The 16546-nt window shown below is 41.5% G+C and carries 4 protein-coding genes and 1 pseudogene; 4 read left to right on the top strand and 1 reads right to left on the bottom strand.

Features of this window, described 5'->3' with window-relative positions; all coding sequences use genetic code 11:
- Positions 1-39: 39 nt before the first annotated feature.
- Positions 40-627, bottom strand: coding sequence for a beta-class carbonic anhydrase (locus tag EAE89_RS08335; RefSeq protein WP_054475871.1), 588 nt, complete (start codon positions 625-627; stop codon positions 40-42).
- A gap of 549 nt (positions 628-1176) precedes the next feature.
- On the opposite strand from EAE89_RS08335, the pseudogene EAE89_RS08330 reads away from it, so the two are divergent.
- The 4 genes and pseudogenes from EAE89_RS08330 to EAE89_RS08315 all read left to right on the top strand — a co-directional run.
- Positions 1177-1511 (top strand): annotated as a pseudogene (locus tag EAE89_RS08330) (transposase); the annotation flags it as partial.
- Positions 1512-1763: 252 nt separating this feature from the next.
- A complete protein-coding gene (locus EAE89_RS08325; RefSeq protein WP_214085680.1) occupies positions 1764-5270 on the top strand; it encodes a non-ribosomal peptide synthetase in 3507 nt (1168 codons plus the stop codon).
- Positions 5267-9976 (top strand): non-ribosomal peptide synthetase, encoded by a 4710-nt coding sequence (locus EAE89_RS08320; RefSeq protein WP_244866304.1) that lies wholly within the window; start codon positions 5267-5269, stop codon positions 9974-9976. Before EAE89_RS08325 ends, EAE89_RS08320 begins: the two co-directional genes overlap by 4 nt.
- Positions 9973-15999 (top strand): non-ribosomal peptide synthetase, encoded by a 6027-nt coding sequence (locus tag EAE89_RS08315; protein WP_214085679.1) that lies wholly within the window; start codon positions 9973-9975, stop codon positions 15997-15999. The genes EAE89_RS08320 and EAE89_RS08315 overlap by 4 nt, the downstream gene beginning before the upstream one ends.
- The last annotated feature ends 547 nt before the right edge of the window (positions 16000-16546 follow it).

Below are 16546 nucleotides of genomic sequence, written 5' to 3'. Positions count from 1 at the left end.
AACATCTTTCAATGATGACGATATACCAATAAGTTTAATTTACGACTCTGCATTTGCAAGGCTTGTTGCTTCAGGAACCTCAATTAATTTTCCTGACTTCACATCATAGATGTACCCATATATGGCGATACTTGCGGGTACGAGGGGGTGAGTACGAATACGGTGAATATCTTCGATTAAACTATTAACTTGATTGTCAATGGTGAGCCATTTGATATATTTTCCCTCAGGTGAACCGGCGCTGGTGCCGACTTCTTTAAATCCCTCATCCGTCATGATGACACTTTCCAGGCTGCTTTCCAGTAAATCACCCATGATGTTGTCTGTAAAAAGTTCCATCCCACAATGAGTATGATGGATGACAAACAACTCTTTTGTTCCGAAAAGTTTGTAAGAAATAATAAGTGAACGAATGGCATCATCACTGGCTCTTCCGCCCGCGTTACGAATAATATGGGCATCACCTTCAGATAAACCTGCAAATTTTGCTGGGTCTAATCTGGCATCCATACAAGTCAATATGGCAAATCGTCTGACAGCAGGTAAACCAAGGTTTTTTTTGTCATCGTCAAAAGTTGCTGCATATGCAATATTAGCATCACTTATTTCTTTGATCGCGTTACTCATCCTCTCTCCTTCATATTTTCTGGTTTATACCTGTTATCTTTCAAGTTGCTGCTTTGTTGGCTGCGCTCCTTTGCCGTCGCGATCCATCTTGAAATCTATTGGGTATACATAAATAAAATTTATGAAAATATATACTCGTATCCTTGATACGGGTCAAGTGAAATAGGGAATTTTTTTGAAGGACAACGAATTTATTACTTACCGTTAAATTGATAGCTTTATAACATCATGTTTGGTCATGTACCAATATCTGTCATCTGTTTTGATATTGTCGCGAAATTGTTTATTAATGGGAGGAATCAAGCGGTGTGTTTGCCTGCGGCTTATTAGTTTGACCCTGATAAAATTTTTATTCGGCAGGATTTTGAGACCGGAGATGTAATATTACTCCGTAATCCACCCGACTGGGATGATTTTTTCGGCATTGAAAGGGACAATTATTCCCGATGATTTTTTGAGTAATATTGGCTATATAGGTAATAACTAATATTAAGAAATTAATTAAATACCCTGGAAAAATTACCGAAATATTAGTTGAAATTGGTGAGATACCTAATGGGATGTTTAGGTTTTATTTTTCAGGGGATCAGTCGTTCAATTGCAAACCTGAAATATATTGGTGGGTTAAATAAGAATTATCGATTATTTATCAGTGTATTGAAAGAGCTTGAACGCCAAGATTGTCCCGCTGAAACCTTAACGTTAATTTTGGATAATTATCGTATTCATAAAAACCGGTGGGGCAGTGATTGGCAGCCCCGTCATCCTAAATTTAACCTATTATTTTACCTGTTTATTATTTTTGACTGAATAAAATTGAGCGCCTGTGGCAATCACTGTATGAAATGGTGATACGAAATCACTGCTGACAGTATATGTGGTAGTGGCTCGAAAAAGTGAAAGTGTTTTTGAATTCATTTTCCTATAGGAATAACCGAGAGTAATAAAATGGGGCGTGTCATAATTATGAAGAGTTATTTATTTTTCCTCTGTTTTGATAATAAAATCAAACAGCGTCGCTAATAGTTTTCGATTCCTATATGCTAACATGATTAGAAATTTTTTATTTTACAATTACGAATATAATAAATAATCACGTGTGTAAATAATCTGATATTATATTTTCGAGGAGATATATGAAAAATGCAGCGCAAATTGTGAATGAGGCTTTAAATCAAGGAATTACTCTGTTTGTTGCTGATAACCGATTACAATACGAAACTAGCCGTGATAGTATTCCTGCTGAATTATTCAGTGAATGGAAAAATTATAAACAAGAGTTGATCGACTTCCTGAACCAGATCGATGAAAAAGAAGAAATTCAAACATATCAGTTACAGAATATCCAACGTGATGGCAATGCAGAACATTATCCACTCTCATTTGCTCAGCAACGCTTGTGGTTTATCGATCAACTTACCGAAGGTAGCCCTCAATATAATTGTCCCGGATATTTGAGATTACGGGAGCAACTTAATTTCAACGCTTTTAAGGCGGCTGTAAAAATGTTGCTTGAGCGTCATGAGGCGTTACGTACCCGTATTAAAATTATTGATAATGAGCCACGGCAAGTCATAACACATTCCTATGATTTACCTATTACATTATATGATCTGACTGCATTCTCTGAAACTGAGCAAGAATCTCAAGTCAAAAGATTCAATAAAGAAGAAGATAACTTGGTTTTTAACCTCAGTACTGATTTGATGTTACGTATTCGCCTGATAAAGCTGGCCGAAGATGATTATGTGATTATCTATACCATTCACCATATTGCTTGCGATAGCTGGTCAATAGAAATCTTTGTCAATGAACTTATCACCTTATATCGCGCGTATAGTAAAGGAGAAATAGCCCCATTACCGCCACTTAAAATCCAATATACCGATTATGCTCAATGGCAACGAAATTGGCTGCAAGGCGATATTCTGAAAAAACAACTGGATTATTGGCAAACCCAGTTATCAGGTATTTCTCCACTTCACCGTTTTCCACTGGATAACCCACGACCAGAGAAACAGAGTTTTGAGGGACATCTTAATGATCAACGTATTTCAAAGGATTTGACACAAGAAATAAGCGCATTATGTCACCAACATGAAGTCACATTATTCATGTTTCTGGAGACAGCCTTTGCCGTATTGTTGAGTCGTTACAGTAATGAAAAAGACATTTTGGTTGGAACACCACTCGCAGGGAGAAGACACCATGATATTGAGCCTCTGATTGGCTTTTTTGTTAACTCTCTGGTGATCAGAACGGATTTATCCGGCCAGCCTACTTTCAGTGAGTTATTAAAGCAGAACAGTCGTACTATCTTGGATGCTTATGCACATCAAGATTTGCCATTTCAAATGCTGGTAGAAAAAATAAGCCCGGGACGAAACTTAAATTATAACCCTATATTCCAAATCGCTTTTACTTTGGAGAATACTCAGTGTGATATGGCACTGGTACGGGATAATAATATTGAGTTTGAAGAGCGTTTGCTTTTGAAAGTCCGATTTGATTTGGAAATTCATATTTATGAAGAAGAAGAGGGAGGATTATCCCTTTTATGGGTTTATGACAGCAGCTTGTTTAACAAGATGACTATTGAAAGATTACTCGCCAATTATGAAACCTTGCTTGCTAATATTGTTAGTGTCATGAAGCCATGTATTAGCTCCGATCTAATACACAAGGAACCTTCTGTCCATGACATTCCATTATTAGCAGAGGCTGAAATACACACTTTATTACATGAATGGAATAGCCCACAGGATCATAACCAGCATGGCGGCTGTTTTCATGAACTGTTTGAAGAACAAGCTGCCCGGCATCCTGAAAACACCGCCGTTATTTTTGACGGCAATTCATTAAGTTATCAGGAGCTAAATAAACAAGCTAACCAGCTCGCTCATTATTTGATAGAACAAAAGATCAAACCAGAAACATTGGTCGCGCTCTGTATTCCTCGTTCAATACGCGCTGTAGTCGCGCTACTGGGAATTATTAAAGCAGGCGGGGCTTATTTGCCGTTAGATCCCAGTTATCCGAAATCCCGTCTTCAATATATGTTGGAACACAGCGAAGCTGAGTTCATTCTGACTGAAACAAATCTGATAGAAAAACTCCCAATCAGCCAGCAGAAAGTCGTCTGTTTGGATACGGAGACAATACAATCACAATTGCAGCACATGCTTACGGGCAATATCACTGAACGCCCATTCCCACTAACGGAAAATAATCTGGCTTATGTCATTTATACCTCTGGTTCTACCGGTAAACCGAAAGGGGTTTTGTTGGAACATAAGGGGTGGGTAAATCTGGCACTTTCACAGGCGGGTTTATTTGGTGTTGATTCATATAGCCGGGGATTGCAGTTCGCTTCCTGGAGCTTTGACGCCATGATCTTAGAAATATCGATGACACTGGCATATGGAGCCGCACTTTATTTAATTTCAGAAACTCAACAGCATAGCCCTGAATATTTGGGTGAGTTAGTTGACAAACATCAGATTACCCATGCTGTATTACCTCCTGCTTTATTGCCGTACTTGGATTTTAATAAATGGCGTTCCGTTTCAACCTTACTTTTAGCGGGGGAAGCGGTACCACCACAGGTAGCTGTTCGTTGGTCACAGAATCGAAAATTGTTTAACGTATATGGCCCGACAGAGTGTACTGCCATTGTGACTTCCGGCTTATTAACGGATGACAAAATTACGATTGGGAAACCATTGCCTAATACCGTTATCCGTATTCTTGATCCATCAGGCAATTTAGTTCCTATTGGTGTTACGGGGGAGTTATGTATTGGCGGTATCCAACTGGCACGCGGGTATTTGAATTCTCCTGAAACAAACGCAACGAAATTTATGACTGATTTGACGGACAAATCCCAATCCCAACGTTTATACCGAACCGGAGATTTAGCCCGTTGGTTACCTGATGGTAGTGTGGAATTTATTGACCGGATTGACTCTCAAGTCAAGATTAGAGGATTTAGGATTGAGTTGGGAGAAATCGAAACTACATTGGTCGGACATGACGCCTTAAGCAGTGCTGCGGTTATTACTTATGGGAACGATAAAAGATTGATTGCCTATGTTTGTCCAACCAAAGATTGGCTGGATAAAAAAGGGCTGAAATTTAATACCGACAACGCTTCTCAATCCTCCGATATTAAAGCTGAACTTTCTGATCTACTTGAATCAGCGCTGAAAAAACAATTACCAGAATACATGGTTCCAAGCCTTTATATTCCGCTGGAGCGAATGCCACTCTCGTTAAATAACAAAGTGGACAAAAAAGCATTGCCTATTCCAGATGAAAATGATTTCCGCCAACAAAGTTATGTCGCGCCAAGAAATGAAGTGGAGAGAAAAATTAGCCAGTTATGGCAAGAAGTGTTGGGCGTGAGTCAAGTCAGCATTTATGACAATTTTTTCATGTTGGGTGGTCACTCTCTTCAGGCAACCCGCCTTATCAGCTTAATACGCAATGATCTAAACATTGAAATACCGTTGAGCAGTGTCTTTAAGCATCCAACACTTGAGCGATTAGCACGAATCGCCACGATTCATCAGGTTAAAGAAAAGAGCAAACATCTCCAGGCTGGGCAAGAGACAACACAGGAACTATTGGAAGGTGATATATGAAAAATGCGGCACAAATTATCAATGAAGCTTTAAATCAAGGGATTACTCTGTTTGTGATTGATAACAAACTGAAATATAAAACCAGCCGAAACAGCATTCCGCCGGAACTGCTGAGTGAATGGAAACAATATAAACAAGAGTTGATTGATTTCCTGAAGCAAATCGATTCAGAAGAGGATACGGACACTCTCCGACTGCAAGGTATTCCGCGTTATGAGCGTGCGGAACATTACCCACTTTCATTTGCTCAACAGCGTTTGTGGTTAATCGATCAACTCACCGAAGGCAGTCCGCAGTATAACTGCACCGGTGATTTCAGGCTGAGAGAGTCACTCAATCTGAAAGCTTTTGAGGCGGCTATAGCAACATTGCTTGAACGTCATGAATCGCTGCGTACTTATTTCAAAATTATTGATAATGAGCCACGGCAGGTTATCGCGACCTCTTATGATTTGCCGATTACCATCCATGATCTGTCCACGCTTTCAGAATTTGAGCAGCAACAACAGCTTAAACAACTCGGTGAGCAGGAGTGGAAACAAGCTGTTAATCTCAGCACTGACCTGATGCTGCGTATTCGGTTGCTAAAATTAGCAGATGATGATTATTTCATTCTCTATACGATTCATCATATCGCCTGTGATGGCTGGTCGCTGGCAATCTTTATCAGTGAGTTGCTGACATTATATCGTGCTTATTGCCAAGGCGAGGGTAATCCTCTGCCGCCATTACCCGTTCAATATACCGATTATTCCCAATGGCAACGGGATTGGCTGCAAGGGGATATTCTGGAAAAACAATTGGATTACTGGCAAAACCAGTTATCAGGTATTTCTCCACTTCACCGTTTCCCGCTGGATAATCCCCGGCCAGAGAAACAAAATTTTGAAGGGAATGTTCATCCACAACGTATTTCAAAAGCGTTGACCCAAGAAATACGAGCACTGTGCGCCAAACATGAAGTGACGTTATTTATGTTTCTGGAAACAGCTTTTGCTGTGTTGTTGAGTCGTTACAGTAGTGAAAAGGATATTCTGGTTGGCATGCCACTTGCAGGACGAAGACATCGTGACACTGAGTCTTTGATTGGATTTTTCGTCAATTCTCTGGTGATAAGAACGGATTTATCCGGTCAGCCGACATTCAGTGAACTATTGAAACAAAATAGTCGTGCAATCCTGGATGCTTATGCACACCAAGACCTGCCTTTTGAGATGCTGGTGGAGAAAATCAGTCCAGAACGGAATTTAAATTATAATCCTATTTTTCAGATCATGTTTGCAGTACAGAATAATCAACGGGATACAACGCTGGAGCAGGATAGTATTGTGACATCTAAAGAACGTTCCCTGCTGACTACCCGATTTGATTTGGAAGTCCATATCTATGAAGAGGACGAAGGTGAGTTATCCATTGGGTGGATCTCTGACACCAGCCTGTTCAGAAATGCGACCATTAACAGATTAATCGCCAATTACGGAATTTTGCTGACCAATATTGTTGACGTGATGAAGCATCATGTGGGTATCAGCGAACCGTCTGTTCATGACCTTCCATTATTGGCGGATGCTGAACGGAATACCTTACTGCATGAATGGGGCGGGCCACAAATTCCTTACCCGACCGGAAAATGTTTCCATGAACTCTTCGAACAGCGGGTATCACAACACCCTGAAAAAAATGCACTGATTTTTGGCGATGACACCCTGAGCTATCACTCATTAAATGAACAAGCTAACCAATTGGCACACTATCTGCTTGAACAGGGGATCATACCGGACACGTTGGTTGCACTTTGCATACCAAGGTCATTGCAAGCAGTTGTGGCATTATTGGGTATTCTTAAAGCGGGTGGCGCTTATGTACCATTAGACCCCAGTTATCCGAAAGCCCGCCTCCAATATATGTTGGATCACAGTGAAGTCGAATTCATCCTGACCGAAACTCACCTCGTTGAAAAATTGCCAATCAGCCAGCAGAAAGTGATTTGTCTGGATACAGAGGTAGTACAGTCTCAGCTACAACATAGACCTACGGATAATATTACTCAGCGCTCACTTCCGCTCACAGAAAATCATCTGGCTTATGTGATTTATACTTCCGGCTCTACCGGTAAACCGAAAGGGGTAATGCTGGAACATAGAGGGTGGGTTAATCTGGCATTCTCGCAAGCAAATTTATTTGGCATTGACTCACATTGTCGGGGGTTGCAGTTTGCCTCTTGGAGTTTTGACGCCATGATCTTAGAGATATCTATGACCTTGGCCTATGGCGCAACACTGTATTTGATTTCCGAAACTCAACGGCGTTCCCCTGAATTGTTGGATGAAGTGGTTGAAAAACATCAGATAACCCATGCTGTACTACCGCCAGCCCTGCTTCCTCATCTGAATTTTAACCAATGGCGTTCGGTTTCAACCTTGCTTTTGGCGGGTGAAGCAGTACCACCACAGATTGCTGTTCGTTGGTCACAGAATAGAAAGCTGTTCAACGTATATGGCCCGACAGAATGTACATCCATTGTCACCACCGCTTTACTCACTGACGAAAAGATTACGATTGGAAAACCTTTGCCTAACGTTGTGATGCGTATTCTTGATCCGGAAGGTCATTTGGCGCCGATGGGCGTTATCGGGGAACTGTATATTGGCGGCGTTCAGTTAGCACGCGGTTACCGAAACTCACCGGAAATCACAGCAAAGCAGTTTATCCGTGATCCATTCAGCTCACATTCAACGGATGGCGGGGAAAACAAGCTTTATCGAACGGGCGATTTAGTACGCTGGACACCGGATGGTCAGTTGGAATTTATTGGCCGGGTTGACTCTCAGGTTAAGATCCGTAGTCACCGTATAGAGTTAGGTGAAATTGAGACAGTTTTGTCCGGGCATGATGCTTTAAGTAGTGCGGTTGTGATTGCTTATGGTCAAGATGAAGATAAAAAACTTATTGCGTATGTCTGCCCAAGTACAGAGTGGTTAGGTGAAAAAGCGGTTGAATTTAATGCAAGCAGCGTTGAGAACTGGACAGAAATTTTTGATGAGCAATACCGTCAACCTACAACGGCTAGGACTCAAAAAGGGAGTACTCAGCAAGGTGATGTAGTCGCATTAGACAGTGATTTCGGTGGTTGGATGAACAGCTATACTGAACAGCCGATTGCCCTTGAGCAAATGGGGGAATGGTTAGCAGGGATCATGCACAGGATTAAAGCCCTGCATCCTCATCACTTACTGGAAATTGGTTGTGGTACCGGATTATTGTTGTATCGCTATGCTGAATGGTGCGAATCAGTGGTGGCGACCGATATTTCGGCTGAGGTGTTAAATCGGCATCAACATATTCTGCAACAACGTGGCTGGTCACATGTGCAGCTCAGAAGAGGAGATGCACTCAACTTAGGAACATTGCATGCTGATGAATTTGATACTGTCGTGGTTAACTCTGTTGTCCAATATTTCCCTAATGTTCAATATCTGGAAAAAGTATTTGAACAGTTAATACCGGCAGTTGAAGCGGGTGGGAAAATTTTGCTGGGAGATATCCGCAACTTAGATCTATTAACCGCCCATGCTACAGCGATAGAGCAAAGTCACCTTAACGGGCAGCGTATTCAAGTAGGGACGCTAGCGAACCGTATTCAGCGGCGTTTACAACAAGAACCCGAGTTTTTACTCAGTCCAACTTATTTTGCCCAATTACCGGAGCGTTACCCTGACATTGGCCGGGTTGATATTTTGGTTAAACGTGGCATCGGCGACAATGAAATGTTACGTTATCGTTACGATGTGATATTGCACAAAAGAGATGAAAATACCCAATCTGGTAATGAGTGGTTGTTAAATTGGCATAATTTCGATTCTTTTGAAAGTTTGCGTAATTTGTTACAGATGGGCACAGAAGATATATTGGGTGTCTCAGGTATCCCCAACGCCAGAATTAAAGATGACCTCACTTTGGCAGAAGGGTTGCGTCATTGGTCAGCTCATCAGATGATGACGCCACCAGCAAATGCCGGCAGTTTCTCCCCACAAGCGTTACAACAGGTTCAGGAATTTGAATCCTTACTGCAATACGCTGAACAATGTGGTTATCAATGCGGTGTCACGTGGTCACAACAGCAACCTGATTTGCTGGATGTAATTTTTAGTCGAGGAGAGCTACCACCTGTACAGGCACGTACTGACTATAATCAAACCCATTTAGCTAATTATCCACAAATTTCCGCCATTAGTGGGGAACTTTCAGAATTACTCGAATCCGTACTGAAACAGCAATTGCCAGAATATATGGTTCCTGGTCTTTATATTCCTTTGGAACGAATGCCACTCACGTTAAATAATAAAGTGGATAAAAAAGCATTACCGATCCCCAATGAAGACGATTTACGCCGACAAAACTATGTGGCGCCAAGAAATGAAATAGAAATTAAGATCGGTCAGTTATGGAAGCGGTTATTGAATATCAGTCAAGTAGGCATCTATGACAATTTCTTCACCTTGGGTGGACATTCACTTCAAGCAACCCGCCTTATTAGTTCAATACGTAACGAATTAGAAATAGAAGTTCCGTTGAGAAGTGTTTTTGAACACCCGACACTTGAGCAGCTATCACAGGTGGTCACTATTCATCTTATCAAAGAAAAGAGAAAACATTTCCAGGCTGGGAAAGAGACAGCGCAAGAACTATTGAAGGGTGAGATATGAGAAATGCCGCGCGAATTGTCAATGAAGCTTTAGAGCAGGGAATTACTCTGTTCGTTACTGATAACCGTTTACAATATGAAACCAGCCACAGCAGTATTTCACCAGACTTGCTCAGTGAATGGAAATGGCATAAACAGGAGTTGATTGATTTTCTGAACCAGTTAGATTCAGAAGAGCAAACTAAAACGCATCATTTTTTACAAGATATTCAGCGTGATGGTAAAGCAGAGCATTATCCTCTTTCATTTGCTCAACAACGACTATGGTTTATTGATCAACTGGATGGCGGCAGTCGTCAGTATAACTGTATGGGGGATTTCAGGCTGCGGGAATCCATTAACATAGAGGCGTTTGAGGCGGCCATTAAATCATTACTTGAACGCCATGAAGTTTTGCGTACCTATTTTAAAATTATCAATAACGAACCACGGCAATTTGTTGCCACGGATTTCGATTTACCGATTACACATCATGATTTATCAGCGTTAGCTGAAACTGAGAAAAACGATCAGGTAAAACACATTAGTAAGGAAGAAGAAAATCTCATTTTCAACCTTAATACTGATCTGATGCTGCGCATTAGGTTAATAAAATTGGCAGCAGATGATTATCTTATTATTTATACGATACATCATATCGCCTTCGATGGTTGGTCGATGGCAATATTTCTCCATGAATTTTTCACGCTATACAAAGCTTATTGCCTGGGTAAGGAAAATCCGCTACCGCGGCTAAGAATTCAATATACCGATTATGCTCAGTGGCAACAGGGTTGGCTGCAAGATGATGTGCTGAAAAAACAGCTAACATATTGGCAGAATCAGTTAGCCGGAATTTCACTAGTCCACCGTATGCCGCTGGATAATCCTCGTTCGGAAAAACAAAATATCGAAGGACGGCTTCATCTACAGCGTATTTCAGTACATCTTACTCAAGCAATCAGAGCATTATGTACCAAACATAACGTTACACTATTTATGTTCCTGGAAACGGCTTTTACCGTATTACTGAGTCGCTATAGTAATGAAAAAGATATTCTGGTTGGAACAGCCATTGCCGGCAGACAACATCCTGATATTGAACCTCTGATCGGTTTTTTTGTTAATTCATTGGTTATCAGGACAGATTTATCTGGTCAGCCGACGTTCAGTGAATTATTAAAACAAAACAGCCGTACCATTCTGGATGCTTATGAACATCAAGCTTTGCCGTTTGAGATGTTGGTGGAAACGCTCAGCCCGGAACGGAACCTAAACCATAATCCTATCTTCCAAATCATGTTTGCAGTACAGAATAACCAACGTGACACAATACTGGGACAGGATGATGTTATTGAACTCGGGGATAATTTATTTAGAACAACTCGGTTTGATTTGGAAGTCCATATTTTTGAAGAAGAACGGACAGGCGAATTATCTATAGTATGGATTTCAAATACCAGTCTGTTCGATAGTCGTACTATTGAAAGATTTATCGCCAATTACGACACCTTGCTTTCTGGCATTGTTGAAGTGATGACAGATGATTCAGTCAATAAAGAGCCCTCCATTCATGAACTGCCATTATTGGCAGAAGCTGAAAAGCATACCTTACTGCATGAATTAAATGGGCCACAGAACCATCACCCACATGGGTGCTTCCACGAGCTGTTTGAAGAACAGGTGGCACTGAATCCTGAAAAAACCGCGCTGGTTTTTGGTGAAGAGGCTTTAAGTTATCAGGCGGTTAATGCTCAGGCCAATCAGTTGGCGCATTACCTGATTGAGCAGGGTATCCAGCCAGATATTCTGGTGGCAGTTTGCCTGCCTCGGTCGTTGCAAACGGTGGTTGCACTGCTGGGTATTCTCAAAGCTGGTGGCGCTTATGTGCCTTTGGATGCCAGTTATCCGCAGGCCCGCCTGCAATACATGCTGGAGCACAGCGGAGCGGAGTTTATCCTGACCGAAACACCGCTGGTTGATAAATTGCCTATCAGCCAGCAACGCGTTATCTGTCTGGATGCCAAAACGGTACAGTCACATGTGCAAAACCTGCCCACAGGCAATGTTGTTCATCGTTCAGTGCCCCTGACAGAAAATCATCTGGCCTATGTCATTTATACCTCGGGTTCTACTGGCCGACCCAAAGGAGCAATGCTGGAGCACAAGGGTTGGGTGAATCTGGCACAAGCACAAGCCACATTATTTGGTGCGGATGCTGATATTCGCGGGTTGCAGTTTGCTTCCTGGAGCTTTGATGCTGCAGTGTTGGAAATGGCAATGACCCTGGCCTATGGCGCCATATTGTATTTGATTTCAGAAACACATCGTCGTTCGCCTGAGTGGTTGGATGAGATGGTTGAAAAACACCACATTACCTATGCCGTACTCCCGCCGGCGTTGTTGCCTCATCTGGATTTCAACAAATGGCGCACAGTTTCAACCTTGTTATTGGCAGGGGAAGCTGTGGCGCCGCATATTGTCGCGCAGTGGTCGCAGGGCAGAAAGCTATTTAACGTTTATGGCCCAACAGAGTGTACTTCGATTGTGACCTCCGCCTTATTAACAGCAAATAAGCGAGTGACAATTGGAAAACCGTTGCCGAATACCGTGATGCGTATTCTAAATTCCGACGGTAATCTGGTGCCTTTTGGGGCTGTCGGGGAACTGCATATCGGTGGCATTCAACTGGCACGCGGTTACCGGAATGCACCGGATATCACGGAAAAACAGTTTATCCGAGATCCTTTCAGCACTAATCCGGCAGATCGACTTTACTGTACAGGTGATTTAGTACGCTGGACGCCGGAAGGTGAGTTGGAATTCATTGGCCGCCGGGATTCGCAGGTCAAAATCCGCAGCCATCGTATTGAATTGGGGGAAATCGAGTCGGTGTTGGCGGGGCAGGAGATTTTAAGTAATGCTGTCGTGATCGCTGATGGTCATGACAATGAGGACAGGAAACTCATTGCTTATGTTTGCCCGAGTACCAATTGGCTGGCAGAGAAAGCAGCCGCTTTTAATGCAGATTACCTTGAAAGCTGGACAGAGATCTTTGATGGTCAGTATCGGCGGGAAATAACAGCACATATTGCTACCGATACTCTTGATAAGAGTGATGACAAGAATGATTTTGATGGTTGGATAAATAATTATACCGAACAGCCGATTGCATTGGACCAAATGGAAGAATGGCGGGCAGGTACCATGCAGCGGATTGAATCCCTGCACCCCAGCAGCTTATTGGAAATCGGCTGTGGATCGGGCTTATTGTTGTATCGCTATGCTGAACGGTGCGAATCAGTATTGGCTACGGATATTTCAGCGGAGATATTGACACGGCACCAGAAAATTCTACAACAGCGTGGCTGGTCACACGTGGAGCTAATTAGGGGAGATGCACTGAATTTAGGCACAATCACGCCTGATCAGTTCGATACCGTTGTGATGCATTCCGTTGTTCAATACTTCCCCAATATTCAATATCTGGAAAAAGTCATTACCCAGTTATTACCCGCGGTTAAAACCGGGGGAAAAATTCTGCTAGGAGATATCCGTAACTTAGATTTGTTAACTGCACATATAACAGCTATCGAGAAAAATCGCCTGAATGGGCAACGTATTTCGGTGGGTATGCTGGCAAACCGTATTCAACAACGTTTACAGAAAGAAAAAGAGTTTTTACTGAGTCCAACTTATTTTGCACAATTGCCGACGCGTTACCCTGAAATTGGCAGAGTGGATATTTTGGTTAAACGTGGTGTTGGCGACAATGAAATGTTGCGCTATCGTTATGAAGTGATATTACATAAGTGCGATAAAAATGCGGAATTATGTTGCAATTTACCCGTAACTTGGTGCGATTTTAATTCTATTGAAGATCTCTGTAATGTGTTAGAGACAGGGAAATTCGATACATTTGGTGTCTCTGGTATTCCTAATGCCCGCATCAAAGATGATTTTGATTTAGCAGAAGGGCTACGCCATTGGTCATCTAATCAGATTGTTTTTCTATCAAAAGAGGCTAGCGGTTTTTCTCCAGAAGCCGCAGAGCAAGTTTTGGCACTCGAATCCTTACTTCAATATGCGGAACAGTGCGGTTACCAGTGTGAACTTACATGGTCACAGCAGCAGCCTGATTTACTGGATGTGATTTTCAGCCGAGGTGAATTACCTCAAGTGCAGGCGCGCTCAGATTACAGCCAAACGCATCTAGCTAATTATCCGCAACTTCCTGCTATTAGTGGAGAACTCGCAGAGCTACTGGAATCCGCCTTGAAAAAACAACTGCCGGATTATATGGTGCCCAGTCTCTATATCCCATTGGAACGTATTCCACTGAATTTGAACAATAAAGTGGATAAAAAAGCGTTACCTATTCCGAATGAAAATGATTTACGTCGTCAGGCTTATATCGCACCGAGAGATGAAATCGAGGAAAAACTCTGTCAGTTATGGCAAGAACATCTAAAAATCAATCAAATTGGTATTTATGATAATTTCTTCTCGCTTGGTGGTCACTCACTCTTGGCCGTTAAAATAACCGCTTCCATAAGAAATATTTTAACCAATCATTTCAGTATGCATCAGCTGTTTGCAAATCCAACCATTGCACAGATTGCCAGTGTAATTCGTCACAGTCATAAGCATGAAATATCCGCACCGCAGACAACACACAATATATCTGATCACAATACATTTGATGGAAAAATGCCTATTTCTTATTGTCAGAAAATGTATTGGTATTTTATTCAGGAAGCGTTGTTGGAGGATAGTTTCCACGTACCCATTACTTTGCTGATGGAAGGAGAACTGAATCACAGTGCGTTGGCAAAAAGCTTAAATACTATCCTGGAACGACATGAAAGTTTACGTTTTAAGTTTTATAAAGAAAATGGGCAGATTTTCATGCGGCCTGATAACAATATGAAAATTAATCTTCAAGTTATCGAAGCGTTACCAAAAGGAATAGAGAAAGACCAAATTATTATTGAAATTAACAAGCTCTGGAAAGAAAAATTAAGAACACCTTTTGATGTTTATAATGGCCCGCTAATCAAGACATTCCTACTGCCTGTTTCGGAGACAATCACGGTATTATTGATTGATTTGCACCATATTATTTCCGATGGGTGGTCTGTTAATATCATTATGAATGAGTTTAAACAGTTATATACCGCTTATTCACAGGGGCAAGAAAACACGTTACCGCCAATTGCCATGCAATATTCTGGTTATGTTTATGACTTGCAAGAAATCCATGCGACTGAGATCGCTAAAAAACAAATTAAATTTTGGCAACAACAATTTGCGGATGTTAATCCAGAACGCGACTTTCCAGTTTCTTTCAGAAAACATCTGGCCTCAAAATATCGGTCTCATGCCCGTCATATCAGAATACCTGATTCGCTAGATAAAGCTGTTTTGCAATATTGTGAAACTCATAAAATCACACCTTATATGTTATTTATGGCTCTGTTCCATACTTGTCTTTTTATGTACTCCGGTGAATCACAACATATTGTTACCTCACCCAAAGTTGACCGAACTCGCATCGAAAGCCATCAAACAATAGGATTGTTCTTGGGTGACTTGATAGTAAAATCCAATATTAATCAGGAAATGAGCCTACAAGAAATCATTAAGCAGGTTAGTCAGTCTATTCATCACGCCATAGCGAATACTAATATCCACATGTCTGTTGTGATTGACGCGGTGGGAGAAAAGGCGAGGGAGGGCATATTTAACGTTCTGTTTAACTATTTGGATGCACAAAGTTTCTATGATTTTATCGATGTATCTAAAGATGAAAAATTATCATTGCCAAATCTCGATGTGGAAGTGATAGATACCGAAATAATTCCTTTTGAATCACTTGGGATGAATTTCTTATACATGCCACAAAATATCAAGTGTGAACTCAATTACAATCCAGAACTGTATACAGAAGCAGTCATGGATAGGATAGCTACATATTATGAACGACTGTTAAACGTCATCGTATCCGGCCAAGAAAAAGAGAGTATCAGTCAGTTTTATGACTAAATTTTTCTGAGATAGATACCCTATGGATTTCAAGATGCGTCGCGACGGCAAGGGAGCGAATCCCCGGGAGCATAGATAACTATGTGACCGGGGTGAGTGAGTGCAGCCAACAAAGAGGCAACTTGAAAGATAACGGGTATAAAGAGATTGGCCTCAGGGATGAGGCTAATTTTGACATCTGTTTCATGATTATCAAATTTCTTTTGATTTATGTATACCCTATAGATTTCAAGGTGCATTGCGACGGCAAGGGAGAGAATCCCCGGGAGCAGTATCTTCCGTGTTTTCTCCTGCTACTTATTTAACTGAACTTTATCGTGAAGCCCTCAATGTCCACACGGACAATATCTCCAGTCTTATCGTGATTTTTCGGAATTTAATATATCCAATTCACCATTAACAGCAGTAAATAACTGATCGCTGATCACATTTCACACTATTCATTCTGACGGTCAATTAATTTCACATTAGAATAGTTTGATGATGTCACTATTAAATCATCAATATTCTCTGTGGAAAGATGGCTGTTTTATCACCGCAGCCTGAC

Origin of the sequence: Photorhabdus heterorhabditis, from assembly GCF_018448905.1 — a bacterium.
Lineage (GTDB): Bacteria > Pseudomonadota > Gammaproteobacteria > Enterobacterales > Enterobacteriaceae > Photorhabdus > Photorhabdus heterorhabditis.
Note: the sequence above shows the minus strand (reverse complement) of the source record. Positions and strands in the feature narration are given on the sequence as shown.